This window comes from Noviherbaspirillum sp. ST9 (assembly GCF_048799745.1).
GTDB lineage: Bacteria > Pseudomonadota > Gammaproteobacteria > Burkholderiales > Burkholderiaceae_D > Noviherbaspirillum.
This window is the reverse complement of sequence record NZ_JBLWFR010000005.1, coordinates 450,422-471,299: the sequence shown is the minus strand read 5'-3', so window position 1 is coordinate 471,299 and position 20,878 is coordinate 450,422. Positions and strand designations below refer to the sequence as shown.

19 protein-coding genes are annotated in these 20,878 nt (G+C 61.4%); 7 read left to right on the top strand and 12 right to left on the bottom strand.

All coding sequences use genetic code 11. The features are described from left to right. Positions 1 to 158: 158 nt before the first annotated feature. The 3 genes from ACNOHI_RS14175 to ACNOHI_RS14165 form a co-directional block, all read right to left on the bottom strand. Entirely contained in the window at positions 159 to 446 is a 288-nt protein-coding gene (locus ACNOHI_RS14175; RefSeq protein WP_420475314.1) for a DUF1330 domain-containing protein, read from the bottom strand. Positions 447 to 497: 51 nt separating this feature from the next. Continuing rightward, on the bottom strand, positions 498 to 1,295 hold the full coding sequence (locus tag ACNOHI_RS14170) for an alpha/beta fold hydrolase (RefSeq protein WP_420475313.1): 798 nt from the start codon (positions 1,293 to 1,295) through the stop codon (positions 498 to 500). Between the two features lie 154 nt (positions 1,296 to 1,449). Beyond that, positions 1,450 to 1,929: a cache domain-containing protein gene (locus ACNOHI_RS14165; protein ID WP_420475312.1), complete on the bottom strand. Its 480-nt coding sequence runs from the start codon at positions 1,927 to 1,929 to the stop codon at positions 1,450 to 1,452. Positions 1,930 to 2,160: 231 nt separating this feature from the next. On the opposite strand from ACNOHI_RS14165, the gene ACNOHI_RS14160 reads away from it, so the two are divergent. The 3 genes from ACNOHI_RS14160 (at position 2,161) to ACNOHI_RS14150 (ending at position 6,001) form a co-directional block, all read left to right on the top strand. After that, complete coding sequence (locus ACNOHI_RS14160) at positions 2,161 to 3,444, top strand: phospholipase D-like domain-containing protein (protein WP_420475311.1); 1,284 nt, start codon at positions 2,161 to 2,163, stop codon at positions 3,442 to 3,444. An 81-nt stretch (positions 3,445 to 3,525) separates the two neighbouring features. Beyond that, the gene (locus ACNOHI_RS14155; protein ID WP_420475310.1) at positions 3,526 to 4,596 is read left to right on the top strand and encodes a flavodoxin family protein; all 1,071 of its coding nucleotides are present in this window, start codon (positions 3,526 to 3,528) and stop codon (positions 4,594 to 4,596) included. Positions 4,597 to 4,789: 193 nt separating this feature from the next. After that, entirely contained in the window at positions 4,790 to 6,001 is a 1,212-nt protein-coding gene (locus ACNOHI_RS14150) for a hypothetical protein (RefSeq protein WP_420475309.1), read from the top strand. Between the two features lie 36 nt (positions 6,002 to 6,037). Here ACNOHI_RS14150 and ACNOHI_RS14145 read toward each other — a convergent pair whose 3' ends face one another. Then, entirely contained in the window at positions 6,038 to 6,400 is a 363-nt protein-coding gene (locus ACNOHI_RS14145; protein WP_420475308.1) for a DUF504 domain-containing protein, read from the bottom strand. Between the two features lie 221 nt (positions 6,401 to 6,621). On the opposite strand from ACNOHI_RS14145, the gene ACNOHI_RS14140 reads away from it, so the two are divergent. Together ACNOHI_RS14140 and ACNOHI_RS14135 are read left to right on the top strand one after the other, a co-directional pair. Continuing rightward, positions 6,622 to 7,566: a glycoside hydrolase family 16 protein gene (locus tag ACNOHI_RS14140; RefSeq protein ID WP_420475307.1), complete on the top strand. Its 945-nt coding sequence runs from the start codon at positions 6,622 to 6,624 to the stop codon at positions 7,564 to 7,566. Between the two features lie 223 nt (positions 7,567 to 7,789). Then, on the top strand, positions 7,790 to 9,040 hold the full coding sequence (locus ACNOHI_RS14135; RefSeq protein ID WP_420475306.1) for a glycoside hydrolase family 16 protein: 1,251 nt from the start codon (positions 7,790 to 7,792) through the stop codon (positions 9,038 to 9,040). 295 nt (positions 9,041 to 9,335) lie between these two features. Here the strand turns inward: ACNOHI_RS14135 and ACNOHI_RS14130 are convergent, their stop codons facing one another. Then, on the bottom strand, positions 9,336 to 10,232 hold the full coding sequence (locus tag ACNOHI_RS14130; RefSeq protein ID WP_420475305.1) for a PEP-CTERM sorting domain-containing protein: 897 nt from the start codon (positions 10,230 to 10,232) through the stop codon (positions 9,336 to 9,338). A 414-nt stretch (positions 10,233 to 10,646) separates the two neighbouring features. Between ACNOHI_RS14130 and ACNOHI_RS14125 the strand changes: the two genes are divergently transcribed. Then, a complete protein-coding gene (locus ACNOHI_RS14125; RefSeq protein ID WP_420475304.1) occupies positions 10,647 to 11,771 on the top strand; it encodes a glycosyltransferase family 4 protein in 1,125 nt (374 codons plus the stop codon). Positions 11,772 to 11,817: 46 nt separating this feature from the next. Beyond that, the gene (locus tag ACNOHI_RS14120; RefSeq protein WP_420475303.1) at positions 11,818 to 12,612 is read left to right on the top strand and encodes a polysaccharide deacetylase family protein; all 795 of its coding nucleotides are present in this window, start codon (positions 11,818 to 11,820) and stop codon (positions 12,610 to 12,612) included. Here the strand turns inward: ACNOHI_RS14120 and ACNOHI_RS14115 are convergent. The 7 genes from ACNOHI_RS14115 to ACNOHI_RS14085 form a co-directional block, all read right to left on the bottom strand. Then, positions 12,590 to 14,602, bottom strand: a complete 2,013-nt coding sequence (locus tag ACNOHI_RS14115) for an acyltransferase family protein (protein WP_420475302.1) — start codon at positions 14,600 to 14,602, stop codon at positions 12,590 to 12,592. The two genes, ACNOHI_RS14120 and ACNOHI_RS14115, sit on opposite strands and share 23 nt — an antisense overlap. Continuing rightward, complete coding sequence (locus ACNOHI_RS14110; RefSeq protein ID WP_420475301.1) at positions 14,599 to 15,366, bottom strand: WecB/TagA/CpsF family glycosyltransferase; 768 nt, start codon at positions 15,364 to 15,366, stop codon at positions 14,599 to 14,601. The genes ACNOHI_RS14115 and ACNOHI_RS14110 overlap by 4 nt, the downstream gene beginning before the upstream one ends. Beyond that, the gene (locus ACNOHI_RS14105; protein WP_420475300.1) at positions 15,356 to 16,525 is read right to left on the bottom strand and encodes a glycosyltransferase; all 1,170 of its coding nucleotides are present in this window, start codon (positions 16,523 to 16,525) and stop codon (positions 15,356 to 15,358) included. Before ACNOHI_RS14105 ends, ACNOHI_RS14110 begins: the two co-directional genes overlap by 11 nt. A 33-nt stretch (positions 16,526 to 16,558) precedes the next feature. Further along, positions 16,559 to 17,773 (bottom strand): glycosyltransferase family 4 protein, encoded by a 1,215-nt coding sequence (locus tag ACNOHI_RS14100; RefSeq protein ID WP_420475299.1) that lies wholly within the window; start codon positions 17,771 to 17,773, stop codon positions 16,559 to 16,561. Positions 17,774 to 17,965: 192 nt separating this feature from the next. Continuing rightward, the gene (locus ACNOHI_RS14095; RefSeq protein WP_420475298.1) at positions 17,966 to 18,871 is read right to left on the bottom strand and encodes a glycosyltransferase family 2 protein; all 906 of its coding nucleotides are present in this window, start codon (positions 18,869 to 18,871) and stop codon (positions 17,966 to 17,968) included. Beyond that, entirely contained in the window at positions 18,868 to 19,629 is a 762-nt protein-coding gene (locus tag ACNOHI_RS14090; protein WP_420475297.1) for a glycosyltransferase family 2 protein, read from the bottom strand. The genes ACNOHI_RS14095 and ACNOHI_RS14090 overlap by 4 nt, the downstream gene beginning before the upstream one ends. A gap of 9 nt (positions 19,630 to 19,638) precedes the next feature. Next, complete coding sequence (locus ACNOHI_RS14085; protein ID WP_420475296.1) at positions 19,639 to 20,871, bottom strand: glycosyltransferase family 4 protein; 1,233 nt, start codon at positions 20,869 to 20,871, stop codon at positions 19,639 to 19,641. Positions 20,872 to 20,878 lie beyond the last annotated feature (7 nt).

Below are 20,878 nucleotides of genomic sequence, written 5' to 3'. Positions count from 1 at the left end.
AGATGTCCAGAAATGGTGCTTGAAATGATGTAGCCGGTATTATCCGCCAAGTGGGTGTTCTCGAAAGAAAAAGCGACCAGGAGGTCGCTTTTTTATGTGGTTGCATGTCAGTGTTTGGCCTGCCTCGGCGTAAGGTGTCTGCTCCGCTCACGCTTTGTCTAGACACCGGGAACAATGACCGCATTTGTCGTTGCTGTTGCGTGGCGCAGTGCGCGCGCCTCTCGGTATTCCGGTGACGCAAGCCACTCCCTGGCCATTTCCACCGTGGGGAATTCAAGTACGACGACACGGCTCGGTGACCAACTTCCTTCAAGTACTTCTGGTGTTCCGCCACGTGTCAGGTATTTGCCCCCATATGCCGCAATCGCAGGGGGAGCAAGGCGTTTGTATTCTTCATAGCGATCCGGATCGGTCACGCTGATATCGAAAATGGCATAAGCACTCATATTCACCCTTCCATGGCATTTGAACAAGCGACGACGCTCGGCTGGCATCGTTCAATGACGCTGCACCCGGCCGAAAAAGAACGCGTTGATTTCTTTTGCCACATCCACGGGACGAGTCATTGCGGGCAAGTGACCGACGCCGGGCATGATGACCAGCTTGCTGTCCGGAATCAACGATTGCGTGTACTCCATGACCTCGGTGCGATAGAACGGATCGTTTTCGCCGTGGATCAGCAGGGTAGGAAGCCTGAGTTCGGCAAGACGCGCCGGCCAGTCGATCTGCTCTTCCGCCTGCATCATGAACAGCTTCTCCGCGGCCTCCGGCGTCGCCCTCGAGAGCATATCGACGCCCCAGCGGCGTATATGGTCCGAGTCCGGCTCCGGGGTGCAGCGTTCGGCAAACCATGCCAGCCGGTCATGGTACGTCTCGCCTGGCCATCGGGAGGGGGGAATGCGCTGCGGTGGCACGACGCCGGGCAGCGTTACCTCACCGTAGCCATTCATCAGGATCAGTCCGTCGAAGCGGGACGGCTGCTGCAGTGCGGCGCGCATCACCGTCACCGTTCCACGGGAAAATCCCGCCAGGACGCACCGTTCAACATCCAGGGCATCCATCACGCGGAAGACATCTTCCACCAGTGCCTCCGGCGTGATCCTGTCCAGGGGCACCCGCGTTTCACCTGCTCCGCGGTGATCGTAGACGATGGTGCGCCAGCTGCCGCTCAATACTGCAAGGGTGGCGATCCAGTCTTCGAAATTCCCGATCCACCCGCTGTGGGCAAGAATGGTTCTCGGCCCCGCACCGAGGCTAAGTGCGAATACCTTGTTGCCATCGATATCCAGGAACATCACGTCCTCCAAGCAGGCGCGCAGTTCTTCTGAGTATAGTCCGCACCGGCTGCTTGAACAGGCATGGACCGGCCTCCCAAAAAAACAAAGCCACGTCACCGTGGCTTTGCTCCTGGCGTCGCGCTGCTTGCGCCGCGCGGCGACATCGACCCGACTACTTGTACACGCCGCAGCTGATCACCAGCGGTTCGATCCGCTTGGTGAACGTGGTCTTCGGCTCGATCGCCTTTGTCACCGGGTTGGGCCACTTGTAATCGGTCCAGCCTTCGCCCGACTTGCTCGATGCGATCTCCGCCATGCGCTTCACAAAGGCGAAACCGTCCGCATCCTTCAGGTCGGTCATGTCCTTGCCGACCAGCTTGGGGTTGGCGCCGTGGGCGAGGGTGATGGTGCGGTCCTTGCTGGAGTCCCAGTTGGGAACGTGGTCGCTGGCGAAGAGGTAGATCTCGCCGTGGGAGAACAGGCCTTTGGGATTGTTGATTTCGGCGAGGGTTTTATCCTTGCCGTTGGCGGCGAGGAAATCGCCTGCCTTCTTCACCATGCTTACGCATTCCTGCTTGTTGTCCGCGGCGGCGGCGCTGCCGAAGGCAATCGCGAGTGCTGCTGTCACTGCTGCTTTGATCAAAGTTGTCATGGTTGTCTCCGGGTGGGTAAAAACGAACGAACGTGTTTTTTATTGCTTTGAAGAAAGGTATCAGCGCGGAGCAAGATCCGTCAAGAATTGTTCCGCCCAGTGTTGCAGGATCTTGACTGTGGATAATTCAGGCGGCTTGCATGATGGCGCGGACGTTTGCTTTTCGACAGGGCATTTTGTTGCACGATGCCTATACTTTTGTCATTTCGCCAATGCTGACGAGGTGGCGCTGTGCATTCATCGTTCTGGGACATGCTGGCCTCTGCGCTCTGGCTGCCGCTGCTTGCCATCGCGGTCCTGCTGGCGCTCAGCATCTGGTCCATCCGGCGCCATCGCAATCCCAAGCTGAATATCGACTGCGATACGCCGATCGATCAGATGATGCTGTCCCTGGCGGGGCTGACGCATGGCACGGCGCTGGAAGGCAACGCGGTTGAGATCCTCGAGAACGCCGACTTCTTCGATGCGCTGGTGGAGGAGATACGCGCGGCGAAGCATTCCGTCCACTTCGAAACCTTCCTCTGGCAGGAGGGCGTCGCCGGCAAGCGCGTCGCGGATGCGCTGTGTGACGCAGCACGCTCGGGGAGGAAGGTGCGCGTGATGCTCGATGCCATCGGCGCCAGGAAAATCGGAAAGGCCGTGCGGAAGTGCATGGACGAGGCAGGCTGCCATGTCGCGTTCTTTCATCGCAAGGGATTCCATAACATCGGCGTGCTGAATGACCGCGACCATCGCAAGCTTGCCATCATGGATGGCTGTGTCGCCATCGTGGGCGGCCACTGCGTCAAGGATGAGTGGCTTGGGAGCCCGGAAGACGGCGAGCACTACGGCGACCTGAGCGTGCGGCTGCGCGGGCCCATCGTGCGCAGCATCCAGTCGGCCTTTGCCGAAAACTGGATTGCCGAAACCGGATTGCTGTTCCTCGGCGATGAGGTGTTTCCTCCACTCGAACCGGCAGGCGACGCGCTCATCCATGCCGCCTTCGTCAAGCCCGAGGGATCGCCGCCGGCGGTCAAGATCCTGCACCATGCCGCGATCTGCCTTGCCCGCAAGCGCATCTGGATCCAGAACCCGTACTTCATTCCCGAGCCGGAGACGATCGACGCCTTCGGCAAAGCGGTACAGCGTGGCGTCGACGTCCGCGTCATCCTGCCGGCAACGCACGCATCGGATAATCCGCTGGTGCAGCACGCCAGCCACCGCAATTTCGAAAAGCTGCTGAAGAACGGCGTGCGCCTGTTCGAATTTCCCGACACCTTGCTGCATCAGAAGGTGATGACGATCGATGGCATATGGAGCGCCATCGGCTCCAGCAACTTCGACGACCGGTCGTTCGAGACGAACGATGAGATCACGCTGGGGATCAAGGATGAAGCCATTGCGCAGCAGCTGGACGCCATTTTCGAAAGGTATGCCAAGCGCTGCAGGGAAATCAGGCTCGAGCAATGGGGCAGGCGAAGCCCGCGGCACAAGCTGCTCGATCATGCCTGCTATCTCTTGAACGAGGTTCTTTGATGACCCGTGCCGGATCGGGAATGCGTCGAGCGAAGTGACACCGTACAGCGGCAGGCGCCGCATTGATTGAGGGCGAATGACATGACCAAACCACGCAAGGGCCAGTACGGCGGGATGTTGTCCCGCGATGAATTCCGTCTCCGTTTTTACGGATCGTTCGCGCATCCCGACTTCAAGGCGATTGACGATGCCGTTGCACAGGTGGAGTCGGTCGCATGGGACATTTACACCAACACAAAAAAGACGGCGCACACGATCAAGGCGGGCACTGAATTTGCCGACCCGGACTACGACTTGTCGCTCGACTGGAAGCAAGCGCGCGACCGCTTGATCGCCGCGGAGGCCAGGCAGAAAGATCCGGCGACGCCGTCGCGCGTGCTCCTTGTCTGCGGCGCCGACCGCAATGACGGCACGTGTCCCGGCGAGATGTCGAAGAGTTTTCGACTGACGCAGATTGCACGCGAAGTACTCGAGGCTGCTGCGATCGAGGTCGATGTGCTCGACCTGAGCATGCTGGTGTCGGACTACGATCGGCACATTCACCCCTGCAAGGGATGCGTCTCGACCGCCATGCCCTTGTGCCACTGGCCGTGCAGCTGCTATCCCAACCATGCGCTGCGCCAGACCAACGACTGGATGAACGAGATCTACGAAAAGTGGGTCGCCGCGCATGGCGTCATCATTGTCTCGCCCGTGTACTGGTACCAGTCGCCCAGTGCGTTGAAGCTCATGATCGACCGCCTCGTTTGCGCCGACGGCGGCAATCCCGATCCGACCACGACCGGCGGCAAGGATCCCGAAAAGGCGAAGGCGCTCGAGGAGGCAGGCTGGTCGTACCCCAAGCATCTGGCCGGCCGCACGTATGGCCTCGTCGTCCATGGCGACGTTGCAGGCATCGAAGGAGCGAGGAGGGCGCTGTCCGACTGGCTCGATTGGATGGGACTGATCGACGCCGGGACGCAGGCGAGGCTGGATCGCTACATCGGCTACTACGAGTCCTACGCGCGGAGCCACGAAACGCTCGACCGCGACGTCGCGGTGCAGGAGGAAGTGCGCAATGTCGCACGCGCCGTCAAGCGCGCCGTCGACGAGCTGCGTGCAAACCGGCTCTCCGTTCCGGACCGCGACTTGCGCCGGCCGCGTCCGAAATGATCAGAGGGATGTGACGCAGTGCGCATGAAACTTGATGCAGGTCGGTCTTTCGTCATGTCGCCGGGAAGCATTTGACAGCGCACAAAACAGAGGGGGGATTGAACGGGCAGCATCTGGGTCAAGCCTGATCGAAGCAGGTTTGCGCAAACGGGCTTTTGCTTTTCAACACGAGACCTCCCAGAGGATGAACCCCATGTTCCAGACAAAGAGACTCATCTCGCTTCTTGCGGCGTCCGCACTTGTCGCCGCGTGCGGTGGCGGCGGCGACGGCACGACCACCGCGTCGGGCACGACGACCACGGATTCCGGTACAACACCGGCAACCACGCCGCCTGCCACATCGACACCGTCCACGCCGGGGCAGACGACCACGCCTCCCGCCGGCACGGACACCAGCACGACCACGCCAGGCACGACCACGCCAGGCACGACCACGCCAGGCACGACCACGCCAGGGACGACACCACCGGTCACCACGCCGCCGGCTACGACACCAGGCACCACGCCGCCGGTGACCGCGCCCTCGGTGGACCAGCGTTTCGCCGGTCACCTGGAAATGGTCTCCAACCAGATCCTCTATCTGCGCACCAACCGCATCCTTTACCTGCCCGTCACACTGAGCACATTTGAAGGCGCCACCGGTATCGTCGACATTGCTTCGGGAAGCCCCGTCGCCAACTATCCGAACCTGGCAGCCGAGGCCGCCGCGTCGGGTTGCACGGTCGCGGTCGACGGCACGTGCGCCATCCAGCCGCCGGCAGTCGCGCCCGGAGCGCCGATCGCCAACTTCGGTATCCGTATCGGTACCCACGTCATTCCGGATTCGGCAGGACAGCTAGTGGGGGCGCAGACGGTTGTCGGGCGCATTGCCTTCGACCTGACCGAACGTCCAGGCACGGCAGGTATCAGTACCGGCCAGTCTGCGGAGATCATGCGTTTCGTGATCGACAACGTGGAGATGGTGACGGACCAGACGGGCAAGCTCACGTCCGCACGCCTGCGTGATGGCGCCCAGATTCATGTCTATGGACGCAACGCAGCCGGTACGGAAGTCCGCGAGAGCTTTGCCGCTCCCGCAAACACGGTGCGCCTGATGCCGCTGACCGAGGCACCGGACCACTACGGCGACACCTCAAGCGTGTTCCTGTTCATGGATCTCGAGACAGGCTTCTCCCGTGCAGGCGACAGGCTGGCCGCGCTGCAGAGTATTGCTGGCCACTTCAACATGAATGTGACCTTGTCAACGGTGGAGAAGATCGTGCGTCCCGCGGCCGTGGAATCGCCTGGATTCCCTGCCGTGCCGCTGAAGGAACTGATCGGCCAGCCTGTTACTGTTAACACGCAGCCGGTGGTAACGGGCGGCGGCATCGTCGGCAGCGCCTGGATCCGCATGTATCCAATGTAAGCAGCAGTCCTTGGTGGGTGGGGACGGAGTGGACGTTCAGTCCACTCCGTTTTTTTTTGGTGGCTGTGCATCCTTGTCCACCTGCCTTTGCCAGATGAGCATCCCATTGCGCCACACTTCGCGCACGCGATGGAAGGGCACCATATGTATCGTGCCGTCTTCCGTTTCGACATCAAATGAAAAGTGGTCTCCGCGCGCGAGATGTACTTTGCGAAATGGCACGCGCAGGATCATCCGGGCCACGCGATCGTAATAACCGATCATGAAGCTGCCCTTGCCAAATTCTTCATCCCATTGGATGCGATGAAGGATGTCCTGGATGGGTGTCACGGCGACGCGTTCGCTTCCTTGTTTGAATTGCCTCGTTTTCCCGCGATGTTTGACACGCGCCCGGTACATTCCTCACGGGCGTCGATCGACGCTTCTCCAATGCCATAAAGAAAAGTGAAGGGCGTTTTTTGCAGGAACGCCAACGGAATCGTTATTCCTTGCACCACAAAACGAAAAAACTCTCCTGAATTTCGGTGATTTCCGGAACCATTTTCCGAGGGGCAAGCTCCTAAGAGCGCTTGCCATGAAGAATGATTGGCTACCATCAATACGAACAAGGAGAAACTATTTTGTCTAACATCGCTTTCCACCGACTCGCTATTTCCACGTTGTGTTGCGCCTCCGCCACGGTTCTTATCGCTTGTGGCGGTGGGGGTGGCGGTACCGACACCACAGCCGCGGCGCAGACGACTGCAGCCACCACGACTACAGCTGCGGGCAACACTGCCGACAGCGCACAGACCAGCACCGGCACGACACCCGCAACCACCATTCCCGAGGCTGTTCAAGCACCGGCTCCGGCGGCAGAAAGCAAGACGCCGTTCGGCCAGGACGCCAGCCAGTATGCGTTGACCTTCTCCGACGAGTTCAACAGCCTCAACAGCAGCCTCTGGAATGACGCCATGTGGTACGAGACGTCCAACCCGACCAAGAACTACGCCGTGGAAGACGGCAAGCTGAAGATCTGGCCGCAGCGCGATGCCTCGGGTAATTTCTTCAACCGCACGCTCGATACCGATGGCAAGTACTACCAGACCTACGGCTACTTCGAGATCGAAGCCAAGCTGCCGGTGGGCAAGGGCACCTGGCCCGCGTTCTGGCTGTTCAACCACATCAACGAGCGCCGTCCGGAAATGGACGTGATGGAAGCGTACGCAGGCGGTGCGGCACCGTGGGGCGTGATCAAGAATGGCGTCGCACATCCGACCGCTTATGCACCGACGGTCTGGAAGGGCGACCGCGAAGGCCAGCTGGTGGGCTCGCGCCAGTACGACACCGGCGTGGATTTGTCGGAAGGCTTCCACAAGTACGCAGTGAAGTGGGAACCGAACAAGCAGACGTACTACTTCGACGGCAAGGAAGTGCTGGTACTGAACGTGACGATGTCGGACCCGATGTACCTGATGCTGGACCTGTGGTACGGCAGCGCCTCGGGCACGCCGGACGATTCGACGCCGCAGGGCAAGCAGAACTCGTACGAAGTCAATTACGTGCGTGCATGGAAGTTCAAGTAATGCATGTGGCGTGAACCCAGCGCTTCATGCACATGGGAAGGCCGGCAGCGATGCCGGCCTTTTTTCATTTGTGTATTCCAAAGGCATACGACATGCAAGTGATCGCAAGAAATATTTCCCTGTGTGTAGTTTTTTTGCGGAACCATTTCTGAGGGGCAATGCTCCTATGAAAGCTTGCCGATGAGAATGATCGGCCCCACATTCCGAACAGGAGATCCCTACCATGCAAACCTTGTCATTCCAACGCTTCTCGATGTCCGCACTTTCCTGCGCAGCTGCCGCAGTCCTCCTCGCCGCGTGCGGCGGCGGCGGCTCCGGTACCGATGCAGGCGCGGCTACATCCACCACCTCCGCAGGCGTAGAAGCGTCGGCAGCACAAGGTACGGGCACGACATCCGTCGCCGGCATCAATGGCGCGGACTCCACGTCCACCCCGGTAACGACGACGTCCACAACGGGCACCACGACCAGCACCACGACGGGCACGACGACGGGCACCACGACCGGTACGTCGACCGTTGCACCGGCATCCGCCTGGTCGCAGTGCGCGACCGAGAACAGCACCTGCACGTTCGAGGGGACGAAGGAAGTGCGTTACGGCGCCGGCGACAAGTGGGCCACGCGCACCGCGACCGGCTCCATCGCTTGCAACAACACCGTATTCGGCGATCCGGCATTCGGCACCCAGAAGACCTGCGAAGTGTCGGGCACCACCACGACGACCCAGCAGCCCGCGACCACGCCGGCAGAAGCACCTGCGTCCACCACTTCGCCGACCCCGTTCGGACAGAGCGCAAGCGCCTACGAGCTGACCTTCGCCGACGAGTTCAACAACGGCTTCAACACCAGCGTGTGGAACGACCACATCTGGTACGAGACCTCCAACCCGACCAAGAACTACACGGTCGAAGACGGCAAGCTGAAGATCTGGCCTCAGCGCGACGCATCGGGCAACTTCTTCAACCGCACCATCGACACCGACGGCAAGTACTACCAGACCTACGGCTACTTCGAGATCGAAGCCAAGCTCCCGGTTGGCAAGGGCACCTGGCCTGCATTCTGGCTGTTCAACCACATCGGCGCAGAGCGTCCCGAGATGGACGTGATGGAAGCCTACGCAGGCGGCGCGGCACCGTGGGGCTTCAACGACGCCAACGGCGTGGCGCACCCGCAGGCTTATGCCCCGACGGTCTGGAAGGGCCCGAACACGCTGGTCGGCACCCGACAGTACGACACCGGCATGGACCTGTCCGCCGGCTTCCACAAGTACGCAGTGAAGTGGGAGCCGAACAAGCAGACCTACTACTTCGACGGCAAGGAAGTCCTGGTGCTGAACACCACCTTCAGCGACCCGATGTACCTGATGCTGGACCTGTGGTACGGCTCCGCCTCCGGCACCCCGGACAACTCGACCCCGCAGGGCAAGACGAACTCGTATGAAGTGAACTACATCCGTGCATGGCGCTTCAAGTAATCCGCGCGTGATGCGGTAGACGATAACGCTACTGCTTTGCACCGAACCCCAAAAGCCGGATGCCGGCTTTTGGGGTTTTTTCATGCGATGGACGGCGGGTTAATACAGTCGGTTTGCCGTAAAAGGTAGCCCGTCATTCCCGCGCATGGGCATTTCGAAGCGCTGGGTGACGCAATCCTCACCAGACCGACCCTGACGAACGTGAACAATTTCCGGGCGATGCTCATCACCGCCGCCGACGCCTGAAAAAACAAACCCGCCGTAAAGGCGGGTTAAAACGGGAGGAGGGGAATTCTTACTGCACTTTTCTCCGCATGAATCCGAGTGCCAGCAGGCCAACACCAAGCAGCAGTACCGTTCCAGGCAGCGGGACATTCGTGGTGCTGATCGGATCGCGTGCCCACAGGCTCATGTGGGAAATCTGCTTGCCGCCGAAATCATCCATGTTCCACTTGCCGGTGAAGGTGTAGGGCTGCGTCAGGTCGAAGGCGCCAGGGAAGGCGTTCAACAGCGTGTTGAAGTTGAAGTCGTAGATTGCCCAGCCGCCCTCGTTATCCTTGGAGCCGCTGCCCGCCTTGAAAACGAAGGCAAGCTGGTCAAAGTAACTGCGGTCGAACAAGCCGGCCGCAGACAGGATATCGACGACATCGGCATTGATCTGCAGCGACCAGGTACCGTTGGAATTCAGGTTGAACGTCAGGACCGAATCGATATCCAGCGTGAACGAACCGTTCTGGACGGTATAGCCGTTCATTGTGCCAGTGCCTTCCATCGCGCCCAGCATGATCCAGCCGGGATCGACTGCATTGTTGGGATCCTGCAAGGGCTGGTATGTGGATCCGTCAACGAGGAAGACGCCGGGATCGACATACTTCCCATCCTTCAGCAAGCCGCCGTTGAGCAGGCCGTCGCCCAGGTAGCCCAGGTTGGGCGCAGGCGCGTTCGACCCGTTCTGCGCGTCGTTGCCGGCAATGACGCCAAAGCAGTGTGTCGAATTGATGCCGCCGGACGGCAGCGGGACCGGACTGCTCAGGTCATTGCTCGGCGCCATCGTGGTGATCGATACCGAATCCAGGGTACACGTACCCGTGTTCGTGATCGGCGTCGGGGTCACCGGTACTGGCGCCGCGTAGGCGGATGCCAGCGTAAAGCCGAGAGCGACTACCGGTAGATATTTCGAAAAGATTTGCATGGTGTACCTCCGTGGAAACTGTTTGAGGTATCGCAAGTTTCGGGCCAGAAATGGAAAGTCTTTTAATTTCAGAGGGTTACTAATTCCAAGAGGCATTCTGGTTTGATCGATGTCAAATTTTTCGACAACTGGAAGTTGCAAGAATATAAATAATGCTTGTCGGTCGCACGATGTGCCCGCTATGCGGTACGCGGCAAACCATGATGCGCGTCAGCATGGCCGGTTTCATTGTCGATACACTTTTCGCTGGAGGAGCCGCGCCGCATCTTGAAGGCAGAGACATTTTCGGCCTTGTCGCGTCCGCTGGATGGCGGTCCCGGGCTTGATGCGCGTCACGGGTCATGTTTGACTGCGTTCGGGGCTTTTTCTGATTTTCGTCATCTGACCTCGGGCAGCACCCAATAAGATTAGTCCATGACAAGACTTGCCATCGTCACGAATGAGCCGCCGCCGTATCGCATTCCCGTATTCCAGAGAGTGGGGCACATGCCCGGAATTACCTTGCAGGTCATCTTCTGCACCCGGCGCGAGCCGAACAGGAAATGGGACCTGCCGCCGTTCGACTTCGACCACTGCTTCCTGCGCGAACGCATCTCGACCGTCAAGGGCCGCTACATCCACAACAACCCGGATGTCGTCCTGGCGTTGAGGCGATTCGCCCCCGACGTGATCGTCAATGATGGATTGAATCCGACACAGCTCTACGCATTCGCCTATGCGTGGTTCAAGGGAATTCCGCACGTGCCGTTGACGGACGGCACCTTCCAGTCGGAGTTGCGGTTGAGCAGGGTGCACAAGATGGTGCGCAAGGTGGTGTATGGACGGTCCGCTGCCTTCCTTTCCGCCAGCATGGGAGGGCAGGCGCTGTTCGAGAGCTATGGTGTGCCGGCGGAGCGTTGCTTCAAGTCCTATCTGTGCATCGACAATGACGCCTATCAGGACGGCGATGGTGCGGCCGGCGCACAATTCGACTTCATCTTCTCCGGCCGCATGGTGCCCGAGAAGGGGCCAATGTTCGCGCTGGATGTTGCGCGGGCAACGGCACGCAGGCTGGGCCGGAAAACCAGCATCGTTTTTGCGGGTTCCGGCAGCGAGGAGGCGCAGGTCAGGGAAGCGGCGGCGAAGATGTCCGACGCCGTGCATGTGCATTTCCATGGGTTTGCGTTGCAAAAGGACTTGCCGGGGCTCTATCGCTCGGCGCGCATTTTCCTTTTCCCGACCCACGCCGATGTCTGGGGCGTGGTCGCGAACGAAGCCTGCGCCGCCGGACTGCCGGTGCTTGTCACGCCGCATGCCGGGGTGGCCGGCGAACTGGTGGTTGACGGCGAAAACGGCCATGTCTGTACGCTGGAAGCGGAGCTCTGGGCAGAACACGCCGCGTCGCTGCTGTCGCAGACGGACAAGTGGGAACGTTTTTCGCGGCGCAGCCTGGCGCTCGTCCGCAAGTACACCTTCGATAACGCGGCGCAAGGTGTGGTGGATGCGTGCCGTTTCGCGCTCGCCCCGGGCGAGCAGGGGAAGATCCGCAAAGCAGCCTGACCAGGCTGTGCCGACAAGACGGATACCAGGAACAAGAGTGGAGTGAATGATGGGCCCAGTATTTACGTGCTCGATCGACGATGGTCATCCGTCGGACATGAAAACCGCCGACCTGCTGCACAAGCACGGGCTCAATGGCACGTTCTTCATCCCGATCCGCAATTGCGAAGGCGATGCGGTCATCAGCGACGCGCAGATTCGCGAGCTTGGCCGGCGCTTCGAGGTCGGGTCGCACACCTACGACCATCGCTACCTGAAGAAGGTCGATATCTGGCAGGCCTACCACCAGATTGCCGACGGCAAGCGGCGGCTGGAAGATTTGCTGGGCGCCAGCGTGAACGGTTTCTGCTATCCCGGAGGGCGTTACAGTCGCCGCGACGTAGAGCTGGTCCGGGCCTGCGGCTTCGGCTATGCGCGCACGACCATGAACCTCTGCTTCGATGCCGGCAGCAAGCCATTTGAAATGCCGACCACGTTGCAGTTCTATCCGCATGACCGCGCGGTCTACATTCGTAATTTCGCCGGTTCCGGCAACTGGCATCGGCGCATCGAAGGGCTGCGTCTCGCGATCGCCCACGACAACTGGATCAAGCGCCTGTATGCGATGTTCGATTACGCCTGCCGCCATGGCGCGACGTTCCACCTGTGGGGCCACTCCAAGCAGATCGACGAATTGAATGCCTGGCATGACCTCGATGCCTTTTTCCGTCATGTCGCAAGCCGGATTCCGACGTCGGACCGCCTGAACAACGAGCAGCTTGCGGCGCGGACGCTTTGGACGCCCGGCCGACTGCATCACGGCGGTTACGGCCAGGCGTTTACCGGGTCGGACGCGCGCTGAGGAAGGGGTTTCCCACGCGGGAGATGTACCAGTCGCCCAGCATCTGCGAGGCGCGGGTGTTGAGGTGGTTCGAGTCTTTGTACAAGGCCGTGTTGCCGGTGTAGGTCAGGCACTCCTTCCCGTTGCACATCACGCGCCGGGGATCGACGATGATCGTCCTTGGATGCGCGGCCTTCATGCGCTCGATGATCGCATCGTATTCGGCCTGCGCCTCCATGGCGTCCTGGTAAGGAATATGACAGTCTGCACCTGCTTCCATCCAGCCGCGCTTGCGGTAAAGGATGCAGCGCGAGAGGTCGGGTTCATGGAATGCGTTGTCCTTGAAAATGACCGGTGTCGCTCCCGCGGCGACAATCGCGTCGACCACGTAGCGCAACTCCTTTTCCAGATCGCGTTCCGGTTCGGACGCCCAGAACCCGGACAGGACAACGTAATCGAAGTTGCCCACCAGCTTGAGCAGGTCCGCATTGCGCTGCTGGCAGGTGTCGGGTCCGCGCTCCGGATGCCTGTCGGTGACCTGCAGCTCCGAGGGGAAGCAGCCGCCCTGCACGTGGTACACCGCCTTCAGTCCCGCATTGCTTGCCAGCTGTTCCACGAAGGGCCTGAAATGATGGGCGTGAGAGTCGCCCATCAGCAGGACGGTGGCCTTCTGCGGTGCTGCGGCGCCAAATGCGCAATGGGCATGCAGGTAATCCAGGGTCACCTCCCTGTAGTCTTCGGCGCGCACGGAACAGGAGCGCGTCAGGTCGCGTTCGAAGGAGTAGCTTGAAATCAATGCGCGAAGCTCGCCCGAAAAACGTTGCGGCGCCCCTTCAGTGAAGTAGGAAAATGCCCCGACACCCATGAATAGCGCGGCCGGCAGGGCGTACAGGCGCAACAGGGCCGGACGGAAGCCCATGGCGCGATTGTGTCGGGGCGGAGTTTCGATGAACTTCCATGTAATCCAGGCCAGCGCAAACGCCAGCGCCACCGCCGCGATGCCGACCGTGAGCGTCATTTCGACCTGCCGATATTTCAGGTAGGCGAAGATCGGCCAATGCCAGAGATAGAGCGAGTACGAGAGCAATCCGACGGATACGAGCGGTTTTGAACGAAGCGCAGCGGCCACCGCGTTGTCACCCCTGCATCCGGCGATCAGCAGCGCCGTGCCCACGCAGGGGAACAGCGAGTTGATGCCGGGGAAAGGCAGCTCCTTGTTGATGAACAGGAACGAACCGAGCACCAGGGCCACGCCAGACAGCGCGAGGATTCCCGGGAGGACGCCGGGCATGGCCGGGTAGCGCCGCAGGACGAAGAAGGTGAGGGCGCCGATGATCAATTCATGCGCCCGTGACCCGAGGAGGAAGTACGACTTGATTTCCCCGGTCTTCATTTGCGAGAACGTCGCAAGGACAATACCTGCAATCGTCAGCACCACGACCATGTGCCTGCGGCAGTAACGGAACAGCCCGATCAGTACGAGGGGAAAGAGGAAATAGAACTGCTCTTCGACGGACAGCGACCAGGTATGCAGGAGAGGGAATTCCTCCGTCCGCTGGCCGAAGTAGCCCCAGCTCAGCATCGAGAAAAAGATGTTGGAAACAAAGGCCCAGGATGCCGCCAGCGAGGTCGTGTAAAAGATATAGTCGTTCGGGATCAGCAACCATGACGACACAGCCAGCGTCGCCAGGGACACGGCGATATAGGCAGGGAAGATGCGCTTGATGCGGCGGCTGTAGAAATCGGCGAAGCTGAAGGTGCCGTTCTCCAGTGTATTCAGGAGCAGGCCGGTGATGAGGTAGCCCGAAATGACGAAGAACACGTCGACGCCGGCAAACCCGCCTGGCACGAGCTGCGCGTTGGCATGGAAGGCAATGACGGCCAGAACGGCGACGGCGCGCAGGCCGTCGATGTCCTCCCGGTAGCGCTGCGTCCCGCCCTGCGGCACCAGCCGCAAGGCGGGCGTGCCTTCCAATGATCGGTCGCGGGCGGTTGCCTGGCCCGGGTTCATGCTTCGCTGAGAGCGAGCTTCGTGTTGACCATCTGCCGGACGAACCCGACCACGAAGAGCGTGTTGGTCACCATGTAGCGCTTGAACAGACGGCGTGGCTCCGAGCCCAGCCGATAGAGCCATTCAAGCCCGTTGCGTTGCCACCAGAGCGGCGCGCGCTTGACTACGCCCGCATGGTAGTCGAATGCCGCTCCTACGCCCACCATCACACTGCGGATGCGGCCGCGGTGCTCTGCCATCCATTTTTCCTGCTTGGGGCAGCCGAGGCCGACGAAGACGACGTTGGCGCCGGACGCGTTGATCGCGTCCACGATCTGGTCGTCCTCGTCGCGCGACAGCGCCCGGAAGGGCGGCGAATGCATGCCGGCGATGCGGAGGGCGGGGAACTTGCCGTTCAGCGCGACGCGCAGGCGTGTCAGGGTGCTCTCCGTGCTGCCATAGAAGAAGACCGACTGGCCAAGGCGTTCCGCTTCCGCAAGGTACTTCATCATCAGGTCCGGGCCGTTGATGCGCTCCTGTGACGGATGGCCCAGCCGCCGCAGTGCCCATGCGATCGGCGCACCGTCCGGCGTGGCCATGTCGGCATTGTTCACCGCGATCTTGAACTCGACGTCGTTCGTGGTCGTGACGACGGAATGCACGTTGCAGATGCACACGTAACGCGACTCGCGCGCGGCGCCCCATTGCGTGATCTGCCCGAGGGCCTCGTCCCACGTCAAGGCATCGATGAAGGCTTCGAGAACCGCCTCGCCCTTACGCGGCATGACGTTCTCTGTGTAGGGTTGCGATTGCATCATCATATATGTCCATCAGCATTTCGTAGTTGCGTTCAGGGGTGTATTCCGCCTCGTACTCGTCGCGCGCCGCCTGTCCCATGCGCACCATCTGCTCTGGATGCGCTTCGGCCCAGGCAATCTTCTCCGCCAGGTCTGCCGCGTCGCCGGGATTGAACAACAGCCCGGTTACACCGTCGCGTACAAGGTCGGCGAGCGCGCCCAGCCTGCTGGCGATGACCGGCAGTCCGCAGGAAAAGGCCTCCACGATGGTGCGCGGCGAGTTTTCGTAGCAGATGCTCGGCAGCACGAGATACTGGGCGCGCGCCATGCGCGCCATGATCTCGTCCAGCGGGCGAAAGCCGAGGTAGCGGTTGCCGAAGCTGTCCCTTGCCAGGGCTTCCAGCGGCCCGCTGCCGATGACGTCGACATGTTCGGCGCCGCCATTGCGCGCGGTCGCCGCGAGCACCTCCAACCCCTTCTCGGACGACAGGCGGCCGACATACATGCCGCCACGGCGACCCGTCCATTCAGGCATCACCGTGGACGCGACAAAGTTCGGCTTGATGCGGAAACGCTCGGCGGGCAGGCCGCCCTCGATGTATTTGCTCCGGGCGAAGCGGTTGAGCGCGATATAGCGCGTGACCCGGTCGCGGTAGGTGCCGATGGCGCGGTGCGTGGCGAGCATGGTGGTGATGACGGCCGACTGCACCGCCGATTCGCGATAGCACTTCCGCGTCACGGATCGCCACGGCAATTTGCCCACGCAATCCTCGCAAATCTTGCCGTCGCGCAGGAAGATCGCCTGCGGACACAGCAGGCGGAAGTTGTGCAGCGTCTGCACGACCGGCACCTGCAAGGCGTCGGCCATCCAGTACAGCGACGGGGAAATCAGGGGGAAGGTGTTGTGGACGTGGATCACGTCCGGATGGAAGCGATTGCACAATTCCTCCACGTCTTCCGCCGCATCCTGGGACCAGATTGCCGACACGGCGGCCTTCGCCCGGGACATGTGGTGAAGTGCATCGTTGTGCTGGCGATAGACCTTCACCTCGTGTCCGTAATGGCGGAGAAGGTCGACCTCGGCCTCGACGACGATATCTTCACCGCCGCGGTGCTGGTAAGCATTGTGTGCGACAAGAATCTTCATTTCCCACGGCTTTCATGAAGGGCGTTCATTCGGCTATCCCCATTTCCGCCCTGCGGGGTCCAGCTTTCCGGAATCGTGTTCGCCCACGGCATGGCGGCAGGCGTCGATAATGCCGGCGGCGGCTTGCTTGAACGTGTAGCCGCCGACGATGGCAAGGCTGCGGCGCGAGAATCGCTCATACAGCCGGTCGTTGGTCAGCAGCAGGGCGACGCGATCCGTCCAGGTCTGCAGGTCGAGTTCGCAGACGAAGCCGTTCTCGCCGTCCACGACAAGCTCCCCGGCGACACCGGCACGGGGCGACACGATGGTTGGCAATCCGGCCGCGCTTGCTTCGTTTGCCACCACGCCCCAGGCATCGTGCACCGTCGGGAACATGAAAATGCGCGCGGAGGCGTACAGCGCGGGGAGCGCCAGTTGCGAGGCATGGCCGTGGAAGGTTGCCTCGACCTGCGCGGAACGGCGCGCTGCTTCCTGACGCACTTCCTCTTCCTGTTCGCCGGTACCGACATACAGCAGCCGGACGCGTCGTCCAAGGCGTCGGGCGACCGCCTCGGCAACGTCGAGCGTGAAGATGGGATTCTTTTCCTGGACGATACGGCCGCAAAAAATCAGGTCGTACTGCTTCTCCGCATCGCCGGCGGTAAAAGCATCGTTGTCCGTGCAGAGGCAAGACTGGAAGCAGCTCGCCGCATCGATGCCGTATTGTTCGTACAGCCGCAATCCGCCGTGACTCGCCGCAATGAAGGCTTGCGAGCGTGCATACACAAGCCGCCGGATTGTCTTGTGCAGGCCGGAAAGCACCTGCTCCGACAAGTCGGTGCCGTCGGTCATCGGCACATGGGGAATGCCGCGCAGCTGGGCGTAGCCGAACGCATATAGATGCGTCGGATTGAAGCCGGTCGTGATGATCACGTCCGGTTTCCTCTGTCCGAGCGTGCGCAGAACATCCGGATTGTTATGGATGAAGTTGGAGCCGCGCTGCACGAATCGTTCTTTGAGGAAGGCGTGCGGAAAGCGCATGGGCGGGAGGTCCCATTGGCGATTCGGTTCGCGCGGGCTGCAGAAGATGGCGTGAAGCTCTACCCCTGGTGTGCGCGCGACTTCGTTGTAGATGGGGATCCGGAACGGCGGCGGATGGTTGGTGACGAGGGCAATGCGCAACATCGGCGTACCTTTTTTCCAGCCGTCACGCGGCCTGAGCGGCATGACGGGCGCGAGGTGGCTTTTCTTGTCGGTCGGTCGGTTCATCGTGTCAATTCAGGTTCTGCCATCAGGCGCACATGTTCCCGTTCCCCATGAAGCGGGGGAAACCTGCTGTGGAAATTGTGGCTGCTGTACCGGACGGCATGCCGTCCTAGATCAAAGGAAGGGAAGGTCGAGCGTGCTGTTTTTGTAACAAATGTTGTCGGGCTTCCGCATCCCCACGGTTATCCGCTGGCGCTACACTTCCTTGACGGGCGCGTTCGCGGCCTGTGCATTCGCATGTCCTGCCGCATGCTTGCGCCGCCAGGCAATAAAGCCGTCCAGCCGACCGCGCAATGTGGCATACCCGAGGAGGAGTTCGGCGCCAAACGATCCCTTGAGCAAGGGGCGCAGCATCGGCGCGGCGAATCCACGCAGGATGACCCAGCCGGGAAGGCGATGTTTGGCGTAGAGCGCACCCGTGCCCCTTGCGCGATGCCTTACCGCGGCGCAGGTCGCGGTATCGGCGCGCGGCTTCTCTGCGTTCACGGCGTGGTGTACCTCGCCAAGCGGTTCGTAGGTAAGGCGTGCGCCTGCTCGCAGGGCGCGCAGCGCCAGATCGGTTTCCTCGCCGGCGCCGAAAAACTGGCCGACGCCGAGCCTGCCGTCAAAACCGCCGATCGCCTTGAACAGGTCGCGCTGGCAGAACAGGGTGATCGAGCTGACCGGTATATCGCGAAAGGCGCGGGAGCGTTCCCATGACAGGTCCGCCGCGGACGGCGGCTGTTCGTCCTGCTCCACCCAGCGCACGATCACGCCGCTCGGCTTGTCGCTCCTCGAAAAGCGTGCGACGACGCGCTCCAGCAAGCGGGGCGCGTACCAGCAATCGTCGTCGGGAAAGCCGATCCATTTGCCGCGCGCCGCTTCGATGCCGGCGTTCCGGGCGTTCGCCAGGTTGGGCGGGTTGTGCCTGAGATGGCGCACGTTGATGCCCAGGTAGCGCGCACGCTCCAGATGCGGCAGCAGGCGGTCGTCGCTGTTCTGGTCCACCACGATCACTTCGAATCGTGTGAAGGTCTGCGCCGCCAGGGAGTCGAACAGGCGGCCGAGCTCATCCGTGCGTCCGACCGTGGCCAGGATGAGGGAGACGTCGGGTTTCCTCATGCATGTCCTTTCGCCTGGATGACGCGACGGCGGCGCACGAAGTAGCGTGCGTAGTGCCCGAGGCGTTCGATCGGATTGCGGCCCGCGTACGCGAGGCGGACCCGGAAGTCTTCGGCCATCGCGGCCAGTCGCGTGCGGGAAGAGCTCGACAGGCTGCCTTCATGCTCGCGGAAGGCGGTGAGCGGTTCGTCGAGCTGGAGAGGCCGACCCATCTTTGCCAGCTTCAGCCAGAGATCGTAATCCATCGCGTACTTGAGCGAGGTATTGAAACCCCCGGCCTTCAGCATCAGGTCACGCCGCACGAAGGTGGCCGGATGCGGAATGTAGTTCCCGCGCAGCAGGCTGGAGTAACTGAAGCGCGGCGCGACGTAATCGTCCGGATGCAGCTTGCCGTCGATCAGCGTCATCGTGCGCCCGAACAGCCAGCCCTTGCCGCTGGCTTCGAGCTGGCGGGCGACGCGCGAGAGAACGTCCGGATACAGGTAATAGTCATCCGAGTGCAGGTAGGCGATGACATCGCCGCGTGCCACACGCAAGCCTTCATTCATCGCCCGGCTGACGCCCCCACGGACGTTCTCCAGCAGCTGGTAGGGCCGTTGCAGCGCACGGATCTGCTCCAGCGTACCGTCGTCGGAGCCGCCGTCGACAAAGATGTATTCAATGTCCGGATGGTCTTGCGCCAGCACGGACGTGATGGACTCAGGCAGATAGGTTGCGCTGTTCCAGGTACAGGTAATGACAGAAATCGTAAGAGCCATGACTAGGTCCTAAACGCGGTGGTGTCCGCCCGGAGGTGAGCGGTAAATCTCGAGCAGTTGTTGTGCGGCACGGTCGGCGCAGCCAAGACCTTCGGCGGCGAAACCGTAGCGCGTGCCGGGATCGAAAGTGACCAGGTCGGAAACCAGGGACGCCATGTCGTCGTGCAGGCGCAGCTGCCCCGGCTCCGCCTCATAGACGGCGAGTTCGGGCGTTCCGCCACGGCGCAGGGCGAACGTCGGCTTGCCGAGGAAAAGGCCTTCCAGCACGGTGGTCGCGCAGGGCTCTTCCCACACGGAAGGAACGACGATCGCGTTCGCCATCGAGGCCAGCTTCAGCGTCCTGTCCGGCGCGCACCAGCCGAGGAATTCGATCTGGCTGCCTTCGAATTTCTCGCGCATGCGCTTCTCGTCGGGGCCATCACCCGCGACCGTCACGACCATGCCCTTTGGCAGCCGCGGGGCAAGCGCATGCAGGAATTGCTCAACGCCCTTGGCCGGGTAGAGCTTGGCCGCGATGAATACATGGAAGCCCTCGCGCGGCGGCAGGAGCGAGGCGGCATGCCGGACCTTTTCCAGCGCGTTGCGGTCGACGAAATTGTGAACGGTTGTGCCCCACGGACCGGGACCCGCACAGCGGGCAAAATTGCGCGAAAGCAGGTCGGACACGAACACCGTCTTGTGGGCGCGGAAGCTCTGCGCCACATCGCGGCGGAAGCGAACGACGGCGGCCTTGGAGACCGCGCGCTGGATTGCATTGGGCGTCGGGTTGATGCATTTCGCACATTCCGCGGGGTCGATCGAATCGCAGATCTGTCCCTCGCGAAAGCGTGTATGACGGAAGCAATCGCCCCCCTGGTCATGCCGCGTCTGCACGAAGTTGACATCCGGCGGCAGGTAGCGCGCGACGTTCGGGATGTGCCCGTGGTAATGGATGACGTCGTAATTGGGCGCATGCCGCAGGATGATCTTCGCGAAATTGCGCGCGATGGACGGACGCTTGGGCGGCATGAACATGCCGAAGCTGATTTCCTTCCAACCCGCATGATGACCGTTCAATTCGCCGATGAAACGTCCGCCGAATTTGCCTTCTTCGCCGCAGACATCGATGGGGTGCTCGTCGCAGCCGAGCAGGTCGACGTGGTGCCCCGCGCGCACCAGCGCCCGCGCGAGGTTGAGCGCGTGCTTGGCGAGCCCGCCCATGTTCGGGAAGGGAATGTCTTCACTGACAATAAGTATGCGCATGACTGTC